Below are 16177 nucleotides of genomic sequence, written 5' to 3'. Positions count from 1 at the left end.
TTGTACTTATCCAATAGGGTTTAAACCGCCACTAATCGCCAAGTTTTGTTCTTCATTTACCCGTTTAACAAACCAGTCTGAAATCTTTTTTAAAGTCGCACTGTGATAGCTACCATCTTTAAACTGAAGGTAATAAGCACTGTCTCGATTCCTGACAGCGGCACCAATACGGACCAATGATCCTTCTTGAATGTATTTATCTACAAGATAGGTCCAACCAATAGCGACACCCTTACCCTCTTGTGCGGCTCTGCATAAGAAGGGGTAGGAGTCATAGATGTGGTTATAGTTACGTTCTTTCATATTTATGCCGACCTTCTCAAACCATATTTTCCAGTCCAAATATCCAGAACTTCCCACATCAAACTGGATAAGTTCTACATCTAAAAGTGCATGAGGATTATTTAAAATTTGAGGGTGTTGTTCCAGAAAGTCGGGACTGCAGACTGGAAATGCAATCTCAGGGAAAAGAGGAATGATGGGACGATCAAAAGAGAGTGCGAGATCGGCAACAACGGCCACGTCGATTTGTGTCATATCAAGACTACCCATCCAGTCAGATGTGACTACGCTTATCTTTTTACCTTCAATTGCTTCTTGGAGTGAAGAAAAGCGTGGTAAGAGCCATTGATCCGCAAAACCAAAACTACAAGCCAATACAATGGTATCTTCATGTTCGGTACGCGAAAGTTCCTCCCATACGCTTTCTGTATGGCCAATGCCTAAAGATACCGCATTTGCAAGGCGATGCCCTTCCTTTGTTGGCACAATGCGATTCTTAATACGATGAAACAGTTCCTTGCCTAATCTTTCTTCAAGAACCGCAATATGTCGACTGACCGTAGGTTGGGTTAAAAGTAGCTCATCGCCTGCTTTGGTAAAGCTTGCATGTCGTACAGCAGACTCAAGAACAATAAGCGAGTTGAGAGAGCCCGGGACATGTTTAAATTTCTTACTCATCTATCTTACAATTGTACAATTATTTTAACTGGTATGATTTTAATATTCGTAAAACATAGTATAGAAAAAATCTATGGATAAAATAGATTTGTCTCACCTTTAAATTATTTTGTCATTCTGTTTACATCGTCGGAATCAGTCAAATAAGGCTGAAAAAGTGCAAAATAGACAGGTGAGTAAATAGAGGGTGAAAATGATGAAGCGACCGCTTTCGCATATTCGGGTGCTTGACTTTGGGCAGTATTTGGCGGGGCCATTGGTGGGGATGATGTTGGCCGATATGGGCGCTGAAGTTATTCGTATCGACCCACCGGAAGGCCCTTTATTTAACGATCCATCCTATGACATGCTATCACGTGGAAAGTCTTCTTTGGTTTTGGACTTAAAAAGCGAAGAGGGGAAAGCGACGATACAAGAATTGGTGAAGCGTTCTGATGTTCTGATTGATAACTTCCGCCCCGGAGTAATGTCGCGCCTCGGCTTATCACCTGATGAATTGCAAAAATTAAATAATAATATCATCTCACTTTCCTTACCGGGTTTTGCATCTACTGATCCTGAATTGGCTCATATTCCTGCTTGGGAAGCCGTTATTGCGGCTTATACAGGGCAGTTTACGGATATGGGATTGAACCGTCGATTAATGGGTATCAATCCTTCCTTCACGCCGTTAACACTTGCATCTGCCTATGGCGCTTCTTTTGGGGCCATGTCTGTCCTATTTGCATTGGCCGCACGTGATCGAAATGGTGGGGATCATATTGAGGTACCTTTGGCTTCGGCTTTGTTGGAAGGTCTAATTTATAACTGCGAACAAATTGAAGATTATCCTGAACGTTATAAGTCTCCACGTGAAGTGGAATTAGATCGTCGGGCTGAAGCAGGCTTGCCAATGGATTTGAAATTTGAGGAGCTTTCAGAATTTCTTGATCCTTTCTATCGGACTTATACCTGTGCAGATGGACGTGGATTTTATGTTGTATCAGGAAGTGTAGCGACCCATCCTCGACGTGTTCTTGAGACTTTAGGACTGGCCGACCTACTGGATGGTTTACCAGATTTTAGCGCGTATCTAGACACAAAAGAATGGCCCGATAGTTGGTCGTTAAGAAACTATCCGGTTGGCGTGGACGCAAGAGAGCGTATCTCCACAGCAATGAAGAAAGCTTTTCTGACCAAACCATCTTATGAATGGGAAGAGTTGTTTGGAGTTGCAAAAGCGCCAGCGACAGCACAACGTTTTACAAAAGAATGGCTTGCTGATCCGCATGCTTTGGCATCAGGTTTGGTGTTGGAAGTCGATGATCCACGTTACGGTATGATGCGTCAAATGGGGAATGTTGCATGGTTAACCACAGATGAAGGGGCAGCACAAAAGCAAGCTGGCCCTGTTGCGGATGATGCGCGAGTTAAGCTAGCCAATATTCTTGCAGAAACACCACGTCTGCAATCTGATCATCAAGCTTACTCTGGGTGGCTGGATGGTTTGAAGGTGTTGGATCTTACCAATGTAATCGCCGGGCCGACAATTGGATCTACCTTGGCGCGTTTTGGGGCGGAAGTTACATCGGTGCAACCTGTTGAACCTTCTGTGGATCCATGGAATACGGTTGTCTTTGGTATTCATGCCCATCGTGGCAAAGAGAGTGTTTTGCTTAATTTATCTTCGAATGAAGGTAAGGAAGCTATGCGAAAATTGATTGCGCAATCTGATATCATCACGATGAATGGGACGGATGAGCAACGCGATAAACTTGGTTTATCTTTGGAAGAGCTAAAAGCGATCAATCCCAAATTGATCTTGGTGCAACTGGATGCGTTTGGTGGCCCAATGCGAGGCCCTAAATCCGATCATCTAGGATATGATGACTTAGCCCAGGCAGCAACAGGTGTGATGGTGCGTTTTGGCGGTGGTATGGAAACACCGGAAGAGCATGCGCATTTCGGAACTATCGACGTCTTGACCGGCTATTGTGCATGTGTCGGTCTTGGTGGTGCATTGATGAAATTAAAAGCGACGGGTGAGGGAAGTATTGCACGCGCTGCTTTGGCAGGCGCAGGAAATATGATCCAAGCGCAGTTTATGTATGATTACGACGGTCGCGCCGCATTTAATGAACCGTCTGGTCGCGAAGTTCTTGGATGGGGACCTTTCTATCACTGTTATAAAACGGAAGATGAATGGGCATTTTTTGCGGCGCCAAGTGAAGAAGGTGAAGCTTTAAAGAGAATACCTGAACTAGCCGATTTATCTGAGTTGTCAGGTCAACAGTTGCAAGCTGAATTAGCGGATCGTTTTTTAGATAAGCCACTATCTTACTGGCGAGAGCAATTTAAAGAAGGTGCAGCAACCATCGTACCTTTATCTTCATTGCATGATACACGTGATAATTCCTTACAGCGTGAAAGCGAAGGAAATATCGATCTAACAGAATCAACTTTCCGGGTGATCCGACATGATCTGCATCCAATGGGAAGATGGTGTGACTTGGTAGCCCCGAATGCGGTGCGTCCAAGAAAGGGGAAAATTACAATCCCTGGCTATATGCCGAAATATGGTCAGCATACGCATAAGATTTTGCAAGATGCTGGTTATTCCGATGCGGAAATTGCTTCCATGATTCAACAAGGAATCGCGGGGCGTGAATGGTCGGAAAAATACTTACCAGAATAATAAAAATAATAATCATAGTAACTTAGTGGGAATAGGAGGTTTCTATGTCCAATCAGCAGAGCCACGAGCAACTTGTGGCAAAATCCGGTTTCTTTACCGGACTTCACCCAGGAATGGGTATGGCGGCGAAGGCAATGATTTTGGCCTTTATCGTCTTTACAGTGATCAACGTTGACTTTGCAGGGGGTGTTTATGGCTCCATTCGTAGTTGGATCGAAAGTGGTTTGAGCTGGTATTATATCACAGTTCTAGCCGGCATCATGTTATTTTGTTTTTACTTGATGATGTCAAAATGGGGTAGCTTACGCTTAGGGGATGATGATTCTCGTCCCGAGTTTAGCAATTTCTCTTGGTTTGCAATGCTTTTCTCTGCAGGTATCGGTATCGGTATTCTGTTCTTTGGTGTTGCTGAACCTATTTTCTATTTTGATAATTCAGCTGTATGGGGCTATCCGAACAACCCACATGCAGAGTTAAATGGACATAGTGAAATGAATATGCAGCGCGCCGTTGATGCGATGCGTGTGACATATTTCCATTGGGGTTTTCATGGTTGGGCCCTTTATGTGATTGTTGGACTATGTTTGGCATATTTTGGTTTCCGTAAAAAACTGCCTTTGACCTTGCGTTCAGCTTTATATCCGTTGATCGGGGATCGTATTTATGGGCCTGTTGGTCACATGGTTGATCTGTTGGCTGTATTTGGTTCCGTATTTGGTATCGCCACATCGCTTGGTTTAGGAAGTAGCCAGATTACAACGGGATTGAATGTCTTATTCGGTATTCCTGCAGAAACACTCACTCAAATTATCTTGATCATTATTGTGACCATCATTGCGACGGTTTCGACAGTATCTGGTGTTGGTAAAGGTATCCGTATGATTTCCGAATGGAATATTTGGTTGTCTATGTTGCTTCTGGGTGCATTCGTCTTTATTGGCCCAATCAAATGGTTGTTGGGATTCTATGTAACCACCTTAGGTGATTACCTCTGGAACTTCATTCCAATGGGCTTCTGGACAGCAAGCAGTGAAGAAAATGTTGCATGGCAAGGCGGTTGGACCATCTTCTATTGGGGCTGGTGGATCGCGTGGGCTCCAATGGTTGGTATTTTCATCGCACGTATTTCCAAAGGTCGTACCATCCGTGAATTTATGGTTGGTGTATTGTTTGTACCAACTGCAATTGCCTTCTTCTGGCTATGTATGTTTGGTGGCAATGCGATCTGGCAAGAGCTGAATATGGCTGCTGGTCCTGCTTCTGAAGGCGGTGCTGGTTTGATTAACACCGTGCGTGCTTGGGATCTACCTTCTGCATTATTTGGTACAATCGAAAATCTAGGCAAGACATCCTGGTTAGGCGATATGTCTTGGGTTGGATGGCCGTTATCTGCCTTGGCAACGTTGTTGTTGGTCTCCTGGTTTGTGACATCTGCGGATTCTGGGACTTTGGTAATTACAACAATCCTGTCTTTGGGTGATGAACATCCACCAAAGAAATTCCGTATCATCTGGGGTGTGAGTATTGGTGGTACAGCAATAGTGCTCTTGTTGGCTGGTGGTTTGGGGGCGCTTCAAACAGCCTCAATTGCCGCGGCCTTGCCAATATCCTTTGTTATCCTGACAATGGTTTGTGGGCTCTATAAGTCGTTGAAAGAAGATAGTTCAGCGGCGCCGGAACCGACAGAAAAAGTCGCGCCGGATGGCACAAAGATTTCTCAAGACCTACATGCGTAGGATATAACTTATAACTCTAAAAGGCCTTCAAATTATTGAAGGCCTTTTTCATTTTAATCTCTTGAGGCTAAATGAATACCTGCAAGGGTACATCTGACTGATCCACCAGCCTTTTCAATGGTTGGGATTTCAAGAGGTACAAGTTTGACCGAAGTTTCCAACATAGATATTTGTTTTTTACTCAAGGCCTCAAAGGCAGTTTGTGATAATGCCAATAGTCGCCCGTCTTGCCCCTGTAACTCAATTGCATTTCCCGCAAAGTTACGAATTTGATCATTGGTTAATGCAATAACGCGTTTTCCTGAATTTTCTAATCGGGTTGCGATTTCATCCCTACGGGCTTGGTTTTCGATCATATCTAGTCCGATCAACGCATAATCTGTTCCAATACACATTAGAACATTGGTGTGATAGATGGCTGTGCCTTCTTCATCACTTGCTTTGAACACCATGGGTTCAAAATTGAAATGCGTGCAAAAACGTTCCAGAATAATCGGATTGGTCCGATCAGATTCAACAGCGTAAGCCACCCGCGCCATATGGTCCAAAACCATGGCGCCTGTGCCTTCTAAAAATAGATCGTCTTGTTCCAAGCCGGAATAATCAGTCATATCCTGAACACGATAATCCTTCTTCAGCATTTCAATAATATCATAACGTCTTTCCAATCGGCGATTTTCCGGTTTCATCGGATAGATGGCGACATGCCCGCCTGAATGGGTTGAAAACCAGTTATTGGGAAAAACTGAATCTGGTGTTTGCTTTCCCTCATCTTCGAACATATGAACACGAACACCATGGGTTATCAGGATATTGGCTGCATTTGTGATCTCATCATAAGCAAGTTTTGCGTCAGATGAATTTGCGCTCACATTATCCTGAAAGGCATTATCAGCCGCTGTTTCTGTATTTACCGTGAAATGATGCGGGCGGATCATGACGACAGCAGAAGGCGCTTGTATTGACAAGAGAGGTTGTTGGGAATTCATTAGGCTGCCTCTTGTGTTTTCTTCGCGCGTTGTACCATGCCGAAAAGGTCACGGGGATCATCTGGATCTGCCAGCATATCCAGTTGTTGGAACAGACCCGTTTTTTCTAGTTGATCGCGTACATAACGAAGTGCCGAAAAGTCCTCCGTCGCGAAACCTACACCGTCAAATAATGTGATTTGGTTAGCGCTAGTGCGGCCCTCTTTTGTACCTGTGATAACTTCCCACATTTCAGTAACCGGGAAGTCTTCGGGCATTTGCTGTATTTCGCCTTCAATACGGGTTTGAGGTGGGAATTCTACGAAAACATCGGAACGGGATAGGATATCTTTATGTAATTCGGTCTTGCCCGGGCAATCACCTCCAATCGCGTTGATATGCACGCCTGAACCAACCATATTATCAGTTAAGATGGTTGCATATTGTTTATCCGCGGTGCATGTGGTGATGATGTCAGCGCCTTGAATGGCATCTTCAGCTGTATCACAAGCGGTGATGTTAAAGCCAAAAGCAGTCAGGTTACTTTGTGCTTTAGATGTGGCTTTTGGATCAATATCATAAAGGCGTAAATTCTCGATACCACAAATGACCCGCATCGCAAGCGCCTGAAATTCAGATTGCGCACCATTGCCAATCATCGCCATCGTTTTTGTGCCTTCCGGTGCAAGATGTTTGGCAACCATGGCAGAGGTTGCAGCGGTACGTAAGGCCGTTAATACGGTCATTTCAGATAGTAAAATCGGATATCCTGTATTCACATCAGATAGAATGCCAAAGGCTGTGACAGTTTGTAGGCCCTCTTTCGTATTCTTTGGATGGCCGTTTACATACTTAAATCCATAGGTTTGACCATCAGATGTTGGCATAAGTTCAATCACGCCTTCTTTGGAATGAGACGCAACACGTGGTGTTTTATCAAATAACTCCCACCGCTTAAAATCATCTTCAACATAAGTCGCAATACCCTTCAGCATTTCTTCGATGCCAATTTCATGAATCAATTGCATCATATGGTCCACGCTTACGAAGGGAACAAAGGCAAGAGGAGATGGAAGAGGTGCAGACATGATTTTATCCTTTATTTTGTTTTAGGAAAGCATCATGCCTGCTTTCAATTTGTAACGTAAATTTCCATCTGTTGAAAAATATGCAAATAATTTATACAATTTGTTAAATTATATTATACAAAAAGTTAAATTTATGAATGAAAATGCAAAATATATCTTTGATGATCTGGATCGCGAATTGCTCTCTCAATTACGCATCGATGGGCGCGCACCAGTCTCCGTATTAGCAGGGGCATTGGGGGTCTCTCGTGCAACCATTCAAAATCGGATTGATCGATTATTAGCAAGCGGTGCTTTGCTAGGCTTCACCGTTCGCGTCCGTGAAGATCATGGGGATTCTACAATCCGTGCTGTGATGATGATTGAGATTTTAGGTAAGTCGACAACAGAAGTGATTAAGAAACTTCGGGGTATGCCGGAGTTAAATAAATTGCATACCACTAACGGAAAATGGGATCTGGTTGCTGAAATCCATACGGATAGCTTGCAATCATTTGATCGTGTCTTGCGGGAAGTACGTTTGATTGATGGTGTCTCTAATAGTGAGACCAGTATGCTGTTAACATCGGTCTAATAAAAAAAGCCTCCGAAAATCGGAGGCTTTCAAATTTTATGGTCGATAACTTAATGTGGATTTAATGGCTTTTGACCATTGTGCGAGTTTCGCTTGCCGCACATCATCCTGCATATGGGATTCAAACCTTTTTTCCAGTTTCCAGTTTTGCGAAAATTCATCCAAATCTGGGTAGTAGCCCACAAATTTCCCGGCAAGATATGCAGCCCCTAATGCTGTGGTTTCAAGAACTTCAGGACGGTCAACCGGAGCATCCAGAATTTCGGACAGACGTTGCATGGTCCAGTCAGATGCCACCATACCACCATCGACACGAAGAACTGTTTCTTGTGCTTCACCCCAATCTTTGCGCATGGCAGATAAAAGATCAGCTGTTTGATAACAAACAGATTCCAAGGTTGCTAAGGCAATCTCAGCTGGTCCAGTATTTCGAGTTAAGCCAAACATGGCGCCACGACAATCCGCATCCCAATATGGGGCTCCCATGCCCACAAAAGCAGGGACTACATAAATCTCTTCATTTGGGTCGGCTTTTAGCGCAAGTTCGCCGGATTGTTCTGCTTTTTCAATTAGGCCAATGCCATCACGTAGCCATTGCACCGCAGCACCTGCAATAAAGATAGAACCTTCCAAGGCATAGGTGGGTTTCCCATCAATTTGATAGGCAATGGTTGTGAGGAGACGATTTTTGGAGGCAACGGCCTTATCGCCTGTATTCAAAAGCGCAAAGCAACCTGTACCATAGGTGGATTTCATCATGCCGGGTTTGAAACAAGCTTGTCCAACCGTTGCTGCTTGTTGATCACCAGCAATCCCAGTAATGGGTATGGCTGCACCCAAAATACTCTCATCGGTGATACCAAAATCGGCGGCACTGTCTTTCACTTCAGGTAAAACGGATTCCGGAACCCGAAACAGGTCTAACAGCGTACCGCGCCAACGACCTTCATTGATGTCGTATAGCATGGTGCGACTTGCATTTGTCGCATCAGTTGCGTGGGATTTGCCACCTGTCAAACGCCATAAAAGGAAACTATCAACAGTGCCGAAAGCCAATTTACCTGTCTCTGCTTTCGCGCGTGCACCTTCTACATTATCTAGAATCCATGCAACCTTGGTCGCGGAGAAATAAGGGTCTAAAAGTAATCCGGTTTTCTTGGTTACACCTGCTTCATGGCCTGCATCTTTAAGCGCTTTACAGGTTTCTGATGTGCGTCGGTCTTGCCAGACGATGGCATTATAAACAGGTTTGCCTGTATCACGATCCCATACAACGGTGGTTTCGCGCTGATTTGTAATGCCAATAGCCGCAATATCACTTGCTGTTATTCCTGCTTTTTCAATAGCCTTCTTACAGGTAGATATTGTGGTGTTCCAGATATCTTCTGGGTCATGTTCTACCCATCCGGATTTTGGAAAATGTTGGGGAAATTCTTCTTGCCCGACCGCGCAAATATTATAATTCTGATCGAACAAAATGGCCCGGGACGAGGTTGTTCCCTGATCAATGGACAAAATGAATTTTGTTTCCCCACTCATGATAAACTTCCCTATTAAATTTTATGCTTGTTTTTTGATTATGAACGTTTTGCGATCATGTAACTTGCCAGTTTTTCTTCCGCATCGCTATTAAAAATCAACCCTTGCTTACTACGTCGATATAAAACGTCCTCTGCAGTCACAGCAAATTCTTCTTTCATTAAATAATCGACTTCGGCAGCGTATAAAGTACCTCCGAAATGCTCACCCATATCTGCTAAAGAAGATACATTTTTGAGGATATTAAAGGCATATGTTCCGTAACTACGAACCCAACGTGTTATCATTTCATCTGGTAAATAGTTGTGCGCAGATTTGATGCGCGCCGCTAAATCTTCGCGACCATTATGAGCAAAATCACCGCCTGGGAGAGTTGCGCCCATTGTCCATTCTGGTTTTTTAGTGCCTAGAACGGTTTCAATCTCTTCCATAGCTGCCTCAGCCAATCGGCGATAAGTGGTAATTTTACCGCCGAAAATGTTGAGCATTTTTGCCTCCCCTTCTTCCCCATCAAGTCGTAACACGTAGTCGCGTGTTGCTTCTTGTGCCTTGGAGGCGCCATCATTGTAAAGAGGGCGGACGCCGCTGAATTCCCAGACGGCTTCGTCAGCGGTGATTTCTTTTTTGAAATACTCGCTGGCAGATTTACAGATATATTCTGCTTCTTCTCTGGTAATGCCTGCATCGTCAGGATTACCTGTAAAATCATGATCAGTTGTACCGATCATAGTGAAATCGTTTTCGTAAGGAATTGCGAAAATAATTCGACCATCTTCATTTTGGAAGATGTAGCAACGATCATGATCATAAAGCTTTTTAACGATGACATGACTACCTTGAACAAGGCGTACATTTTGAATGTTAGATCCCTTACCGGTCGCATTCAGGAAATGATCGACCCATGGTCCTGTTGCGTTGACAACAAGTTTGGATTTAATGGTTTTTACATCCCCGGTTAGAACGTCTTTTACGTCAACTTCCCAAATTCCATCGACTTTATTTGTTTTAACAACTTGTTGACGTGTTTCAATAACGGCGCCGCGTTCGCGTGCGTCCACAGCGTTCAATACAACAAGGCGTGCATCGTCCACCCAACAATCTGAATATTCAAAACCAGTTGTGAAGTCATCTTTGATAGGTTGACCTGCCGCATGGGTTTTTAAGTTCAGCTTTTTGGTTGCTGGTAATAGCTTACGACCACCAATGTAATCATATAAAAACAGACCAAGACGTAGAAGCCATGTGGGGCGTAAACCTTTATGATGCGGTAAAACAAAGCGCAGTGGATGTACAATATGTGGTGCCATTTTCCACAATACTTCACGTTCCATTAAAGCTTTTCGAACAAGATTGAACTCATAATGTTCAAGATAGCGTAAGCCGCCATGAATCAGTTTTGTAGATCCGGAAGAGGTACCGCTTGCCAAGTCATCTTTTTCTGCAAGATATACAGAAAAACCACGTCCAATAGCATCGCGGGCGATACCAACGCCATTGATACCGCCACCTACAATAAATAAATCAAAAATTTGATCTGTTTGCTGACTCATCTAATCACTTTCAAGTTCCGAGACTTCATCAGGTCCGGTTACAATTAATCGGACATTATGAAGCTTACATAATTCTACAATTTCTTTTGGCGGGGTTTTATCCGTCACAAATGTATTGATTTGTGAAAGATCCCCAATTTGGACAGGCGCCCGGCGGTCGAATTTCATGCCATCCGTGACAAGAATGACTTCGCGCGCTTGTTCCAAGATCGCTTGAGAGACGCGCACCTCACGGAAATCAAAATCCAAAAGGCTACCGTCCTCATCAATGGCAGATACGCCAATCACCGCATAATCCACTTTGAAGTTGCGGATGAATTCCACAGCAGGCGCACCAATGATGCCGCCATCTGGTCTTCTGACGATCCCCCCGGCAATCAATACTTCAGCCTCTGGTGATTCCATCATAATATTGGCGATATTGAGGTTATTTGTAATAACCATCAGGCCTTTATGATGGGACAAGGCATGAGCCACTTGTTCAGTGGTTGTCCCGATATTCATAATAAGGGAGGCATTATCCGGAATGATTTCTGCCGTCGCTTGTGCGATCTTTTCTTTTCCTTCTGCCGCAATATGGCGTCGGGAATGATATTCAAAATTTGTGACGCTGGATAAATGAACAGCACCGCCATGAACGCGCCCCAGATATTTCTGTTCGCATAAAAAGTTCAAATCTCGGCGTATGGTTTGTGGTGTTACCTGAAAATGTTCAGCTAAATTTTCCACATCCACATGTCCCCTGTTTTTCGCAAGATCAATGATGTCTTGCTGACGTGCGGTAAGAATGTTCATTTTTCCCTCGTTTATTTTCACTATTATTCGTTTTTGTTTCGTAGCTCAAGTTTTTTTTGTTGTTGACATTCATTTATGTTCGCATTTAAGTTAGGCTACTTAATAAAAAAGTATAAGTGAACATGAATGAACATGCTAGTTTTCAAAGTATGGGATTGGCATGACGAACATATAGGGAAACAGTGGAGGGAAAATCCAATGAAAAAATTCCTTATGGCGACAGCAGTATCTGTTGCTATGGTTTCATCCATGGGGTCTGCAGCTTTTGCAGGTATGGATGAAGCGAAGAAATGGGTGGAAAGCGAATTCCAACCATCTACTTTGTCACAAAGTGAACAAATCAATGAAATGGAATGGTTTGTGAACGCTGCCAAGCCTTATGCTGGCATGGAAATTAACGTTCTTTCTGAAACAATTCCAACTCATGAGTATGAGTCTAAAACACTTGCAAAAGCGTTTGAAGAAATCACCGGTATTAAAGTAAACCACCAGTTGTTGGGTGAAGGTGAAGTTGTGCAAGCTGTTCAAACACAGATGCAAACAAACCGTAACCTTTATGATGGTTATATTAATGACTCTGACTTGATTGGTACTCATTCCCGTCTTCAACTTGCTGTAAACTTGTCTGATTTTATGGCAGGTGACGGTAAAGCTGTTACAAATCCAGGTCTTGATCTTGATGACTTCATGGGTATTTCTTTCACAACAGGTCCAGATGGTAAACTTTACCAATTGCCAGATCAGCAATTTGCGAACCTATACTGGTTCCGTAAAGACTGGTTCGACCGCCCAGAGTTGAAAGAACAGTTTAAAGCGAAATATGGCTATGACTTGGGTGTACCAGTTAACTGGTCTGCTTACGAAGACATTGCTGAGTTCTTCTCTGAAGACGTAAAAGAAATTGACGGTCAACGCATCTATGGTCACATGGACTATGGTAAGCGTGCACCTGACCTAGGCTGGCGTATGACAGATGCATGGTTGTCCATGGCTGGTGCTGGTTCTAAAGGTCTTCCAAACGGTAAGCCTATTGATGAATGGGGTATCCGCATGGAAGAGAATTCCTGTAACCCTGCTGGTGCTTCCGTAACACGTGGTGGTGGTACAGACGGTCCTGCGGCTGTTTATGCGATCCGCAAATGGGACGAATGGTTGCGTAAATATGCGCCTCCAGGTGCAGCTGACTATGATTTCTATCAGTCCTTGCCAGCTCTTTCCCAAGGTAACGTAGCGCAACAGATCTTCTGGTATACAGCGTTCACAGCATCCATGGTTGCGCCTAAATCTGAAGGTAACAACACTGTTGATGATGCAGGTAATCCATTATGGCGCATGGCACCATCTCCACATGGTCCATATTGGGAAGAAGGTCAAAAACTTGGCTACCAAGACACAGGTTCTTGGACATTCTTCAAATCTACACCATTGGATCGTATGCAAGCTGCTTGGTTATACGCGCAGTTCGTAACATCCAAAACAGTTTCCTTGAAGAAAACACATGTTGGTTTGACACCAATTCGTGACAGTGACATCCGTCATGAATCCTTCACAGAGCGTGCGCCTAAATTGGGTGGCTTGGTTGAATTCTATCGTTCTCCAGATCGTGAAATGTGGACACCAACAGGTGTAAACGTTCCTGATTATCCAAAATTGGCTCAATTGTGGTGGCAGAATATCGGTGATGTGAACTCTGGTGCGTTTACACCACAAGAAGCTATGTCTCGCTTGGCTCAAGAAATGGATCAAGTTATGGCGCGCATGCAACGTGCGGACGAAGCAAACAACACATATGGTGGTTGTGGTCCTCGTCTAAACGAAGAAAAAGATGCGGCTGAGTGGTTGGGCAAAGGTGGCGCGAAAGCAAAACTTGCGAACGAAAAACCACAAGGTGAAACAATCAACTATGATGAGTTGGTAAAACGTTGGGCGTCTAACTAACCTCCCTGTTGACGACCTGTTAAATCTCCCCGGGATGGCTTCATCGCCTCGAAGTTCTCCTAAACATCCCGGGGAGTACCTTTTTAAGGTATAAGACCTAATTATTAGGACTTTTCTGAAAAACGATATTTTTGTGTATGATTTCTCTGAAAAGTCTGAAATCAATAACCACGCATGCAATTAATGGGATAAAGAAATGTCATTAGAGCTGAAAGGCGTAAGCAAGCAGGTAGATGGCGAGACCCACATCTATCCAACAGATTTGAAGCTGGAAACAGGTAGTTTCAATATGCTGTTGGGGACAACGGGTTCAGGCAAAACTACCTTGATGCAAATTATGGCAGGATTAGAACCTGTTTCCTCCGGTCAAATTTTCTTTAACGGTGCCGATGTCACAGGTGTACCTGTGCAGAAACGTAATGTTTCAATGGTATATCAACAGTTTATTAACTATCCAAATTTCACTGTTTTTGAAAATATTGCTTCCCCATTACGGGTGGCAAAAGTTCCAGAAGCTGAAATCAAGAGACGCGTTGATGAAATGGCAGAATTGATGAAGTTGGGCCCGATGCTTCAACGTCGTCCATCTGAACTTTCAGGCGGTCAGCAACAACGTACCGCTATGGCGCGTGCATTGGTGAAAGATTCCAGTCTTGTTTTACTGGATGAACCACTTGCCAATCTGGACTTTAAACTGCGCGAAGAATTACGTGACGAGTTACCAAAGCTGGTCGCAAAACGTAACTGTGTTGTTGTTTATGCAACAACGGAGCCTATTGAAGCTTTGTTATTTGCAGGCCATACCGCAACACTTCATCAAGGACGCGTGACGCAGTTCGGCCCGACAAGTGACATTTATCGCACCCCAAAAGATTTGATCAGCGCGAAGGTATTTTCCGAGCCGCCAATCAACACAGCGAAAGTTGTCAAAGAAGGTAATGTGATCAAGCTTGGATCCGATATCAAATGGGAAGCCAAGGGCAATTTATCTAATATGAAAGACGGTCAATATACATTTGGTATTCGCCCTCATCATGTGACAGCTCAGGAACTCGGTGAACAAGCTATCAAAGTGGAAGGTAGTGTTCAGATCACAGAAATCAGTGGTTCTGAAAGTGTTGTACATTTCAATATGAATGGTAACAGCTGGGTTTCCCAATCGCATGGTGTGCAATATCACGATGTTGGTTCAGTTGCTCATCTTTTCGCAGATGTATCCCAGGGTCTTTATTTTGACGATAAAGATCAATTGGTATCGTTATAGGATTTAGGAAAAAGAAATGGCTAGAATTTCCCTTAAAGATTTGCGTCATAGCTATATGCCTGATCCGGCAAGCGATGATGATTACGCATTAAAGCATCTAGACGTTGAATGGAAAGATGGAGGTGCTTACGCACTTCTTGGCCCATCCGGCTGTGGTAAAACAACATTGTTGAATATCATTTCAGGCCTTTTGACACCAAGTCATGGTCAGGTTCTGTTTGATGATGACGACGTAACCACTCTGCCACCGGATCAACGTCATATTGCCCAAGTATTCCAGTTTCCTGTGCTCTATGACACCATGACTGTGTATGATAATCTGGCTTTCCCTCTACGCAATCGTAAGGTACCAGAAAAAGATGTGCATGATCGTGTGATGGAAATCGCAGAGATGATCGAATTAACACCGATGCTCAATCAACGTGCATCCGGTTTGACGGCTGATGGCAAACAAAAGATTTCATTGGGTCGTGGTTTGGTTCGTACAGATGTGAATGTTATCATGTTTGATGAGCCTTTAACCGTGATTGATCCTCATTTGAAATGGCAGTTGCGTTCTAAACTAAAAGAGCTTCATCAACGTGTTAAAACCACAATGATCTATGTAACACATGATCAGACAGAGGCATTAACCTTTGCGGATCAAGTTGTAGTGATGAATTTTGGTCAAGTGGTACAAATCGGAACGCCTGTTGAGTTGTTTGAGCGTCCACAACATACTTTTGTTGGAAACTTTATTGGTTCCCCAGGTATGAATATCCTGTCTTGTGACTCTGATGGCAAGCAAGCCTCTATCGGCGGTCAAGCGGTTGAACTGAGCAACAAAATTTCAGCTGTTCCATCCAAGAAACTTGAAGTTGGTGTGCGCCCTGAATTTATTAATTTTGCGGATAAAGGCCTTCCGGTCCGTGTAGAAGCTGTATCTGATGCAGGTCGTTTCAAGATTGTCACAACACAATCAGATGGTGGCATGATCAAACTTCTTGTGGATGAGAAGTCTGATATTCCAAGTGACAGTGCGCATTTATCCTTTGATCAATCCCGTACCTATCTCTACGGAGATGGATGGCTTTTGGAAGAGGGAGCATAAT

General features: G+C 43.7%; 12 protein-coding genes. 6 read left to right on the top strand and 6 right to left on the bottom strand.

The features are described from left to right. Positions 1 to 6 precede the first annotated feature (6 nt). On the bottom strand, positions 7 to 960 hold the full coding sequence (locus ACOQOA_RS07215) for a LysR substrate-binding domain-containing protein (RefSeq protein ID WP_420547969.1): 954 nt from the start codon (positions 958 to 960) through the stop codon (positions 7 to 9). A gap of 193 nt (positions 961 to 1153) precedes the next feature. Here ACOQOA_RS07215 and ACOQOA_RS07210 point away from each other — a divergent pair, with 193 nt between their 5' ends. Beyond that, the gene (locus ACOQOA_RS07210) at positions 1154 to 3634 is read left to right on the top strand and encodes a CoA transferase (RefSeq protein WP_420547968.1); all 2481 of its coding nucleotides are present in this window, start codon (positions 1154 to 1156) and stop codon (positions 3632 to 3634) included. Positions 3635 to 3678: 44 nt separating this feature from the next. Continuing rightward, entirely contained in the window at positions 3679 to 5370 is a 1692-nt protein-coding gene (locus ACOQOA_RS07205; protein WP_420547967.1) for a BCCT family transporter, read from the top strand. 53 nt (positions 5371 to 5423) lie between these two features. On the opposite strand, the gene ctlX is transcribed toward ACOQOA_RS07205, so the two are convergent. Further along, positions 5424 to 6359, bottom strand: coding sequence for a citrulline utilization hydrolase CtlX (gene ctlX / locus ACOQOA_RS07200; RefSeq protein WP_420547966.1), 936 nt, complete (start codon positions 6357 to 6359; stop codon positions 5424 to 5426). After that, positions 6359 to 7426 carry an ornithine cyclodeaminase gene (locus tag ACOQOA_RS07195; RefSeq protein ID WP_420547965.1) on the bottom strand — a complete coding sequence of 356 codons (1068 nt, stop codon included), beginning with the start codon at positions 7424 to 7426 and terminating at the stop codon, positions 6359 to 6361. The genes ctlX and ACOQOA_RS07195 overlap by 1 nt, the downstream gene beginning before the upstream one ends. 133 nt (positions 7427 to 7559) lie before the next feature. Between ACOQOA_RS07195 and ACOQOA_RS07190 the strand changes: the two genes are divergently transcribed. After that, positions 7560 to 8000: an Lrp/AsnC family transcriptional regulator gene (locus ACOQOA_RS07190; protein WP_420547964.1), complete on the top strand. Its 441-nt coding sequence runs from the start codon at positions 7560 to 7562 to the stop codon at positions 7998 to 8000. 36 nt (positions 8001 to 8036) lie between these two features. Here ACOQOA_RS07190 and glpK read toward each other — a convergent pair whose 3' ends face one another. The 3 genes from glpK to ACOQOA_RS07175 are packed head-to-tail and all read right to left on the bottom strand — an operon-like array spanning position 8037 to position 11884. Then, positions 8037 to 9539 (bottom strand): glycerol kinase GlpK, encoded by a 1503-nt coding sequence (gene glpK / locus ACOQOA_RS07185; protein WP_420547963.1) that lies wholly within the window; start codon positions 9537 to 9539, stop codon positions 8037 to 8039. A 38-nt stretch (positions 9540 to 9577) separates the two neighbouring features. Then, positions 9578 to 11089, bottom strand: a complete 1512-nt coding sequence (gene glpD, locus ACOQOA_RS07180; RefSeq protein ID WP_420547962.1) for a glycerol-3-phosphate dehydrogenase — start codon at positions 11087 to 11089, stop codon at positions 9578 to 9580. Continuing rightward, complete coding sequence (locus ACOQOA_RS07175) at positions 11090 to 11884, bottom strand: DeoR/GlpR family DNA-binding transcription regulator (RefSeq protein ID WP_420547961.1); 795 nt, start codon at positions 11882 to 11884, stop codon at positions 11090 to 11092. A gap of 198 nt (positions 11885 to 12082) precedes the next feature. Between ACOQOA_RS07175 and ACOQOA_RS07170 the strand changes: the two genes are divergently transcribed. The 3 genes from ACOQOA_RS07170 (at position 12083) to ACOQOA_RS07160 (ending at position 16176) form a co-directional block, all read left to right on the top strand. Further along, complete coding sequence (locus ACOQOA_RS07170) at positions 12083 to 13822, top strand: ABC transporter substrate-binding protein (protein ID WP_155154983.1); 1740 nt, start codon at positions 12083 to 12085, stop codon at positions 13820 to 13822. A gap of 196 nt (positions 13823 to 14018) precedes the next feature. Continuing rightward, a complete protein-coding gene (locus ACOQOA_RS07165; RefSeq protein ID WP_420547960.1) occupies positions 14019 to 15086 on the top strand; it encodes an ABC transporter ATP-binding protein in 1068 nt (355 codons plus the stop codon). 16 nt (positions 15087 to 15102) lie between these two features. Further along, positions 15103 to 16176, top strand: a complete 1074-nt coding sequence (locus tag ACOQOA_RS07160; RefSeq protein ID WP_420547959.1) for an ABC transporter ATP-binding protein — start codon at positions 15103 to 15105, stop codon at positions 16174 to 16176. Position 16177: the final 1 nt, after the last annotated feature.

The organism is Curvivirga sp., assembly GCF_965219885.1.
In the GTDB taxonomy this organism is placed as follows: domain Bacteria; phylum Pseudomonadota; class Alphaproteobacteria; order UBA8366; family Aestuariispiraceae; genus Curvivirga.
Note: the sequence above shows the minus strand (reverse complement) of the source record. Positions and strands in the feature narration are given on the sequence as shown.

Excerpts from the sequence above, each read along its gene's own strand:
- ACOQOA_RS07210 (WP_420547968.1), top strand. The coding sequence starts at position 1,154 with ATGATGAAGCGACCGCTTTCGCATATTCGGGTGCTTGACTTTGGGCAG.
- ACOQOA_RS07170 (WP_155154983.1), top strand. The coding sequence starts at position 12,083 with ATGAAAAAATTCCTTATGGCGACAGCAGTATCTGTTGCTATGGTTTCA.
- glpK (WP_420547963.1), bottom strand. The coding sequence starts at position 9,539 with ATGAGTGGGGAAACAAAATTCATTTTGTCCATTGATCAGGGAACAACC.
- ACOQOA_RS07195 (WP_420547965.1), bottom strand. The coding sequence starts at position 7,426 with ATGTCTGCACCTCTTCCATCTCCTCTTGCCTTTGTTCCCTTCGTAAGC.
- ACOQOA_RS07165 (WP_420547960.1), top strand. The coding sequence starts at position 14,019 with ATGTCATTAGAGCTGAAAGGCGTAAGCAAGCAGGTAGATGGCGAGACC.
- ACOQOA_RS07190 (WP_420547964.1), top strand. The coding sequence starts at position 7,560 with ATGAATGAAAATGCAAAATATATCTTTGATGATCTGGATCGCGAATTG.
- ACOQOA_RS07175 (WP_420547961.1), bottom strand. The coding sequence starts at position 11,884 with ATGAACATTCTTACCGCACGTCAGCAAGACATCATTGATCTTGCGAAA.
- glpD (WP_420547962.1), bottom strand. The coding sequence starts at position 11,089 with ATGAGTCAGCAAACAGATCAAATTTTTGATTTATTTATTGTAGGTGGC.
- ACOQOA_RS07205 (WP_420547967.1), top strand. The coding sequence starts at position 3,679 with ATGTCCAATCAGCAGAGCCACGAGCAACTTGTGGCAAAATCCGGTTTC.
- ACOQOA_RS07160 (WP_420547959.1), top strand. The coding sequence starts at position 15,103 with ATGGCTAGAATTTCCCTTAAAGATTTGCGTCATAGCTATATGCCTGAT.
- ACOQOA_RS07215 (WP_420547969.1), bottom strand. The coding sequence starts at position 960 with ATGAGTAAGAAATTTAAACATGTCCCGGGCTCTCTCAACTCGCTTATT.
- ctlX (WP_420547966.1), bottom strand. The coding sequence starts at position 6,359 with ATGAATTCCCAACAACCTCTCTTGTCAATACAAGCGCCTTCTGCTGTC.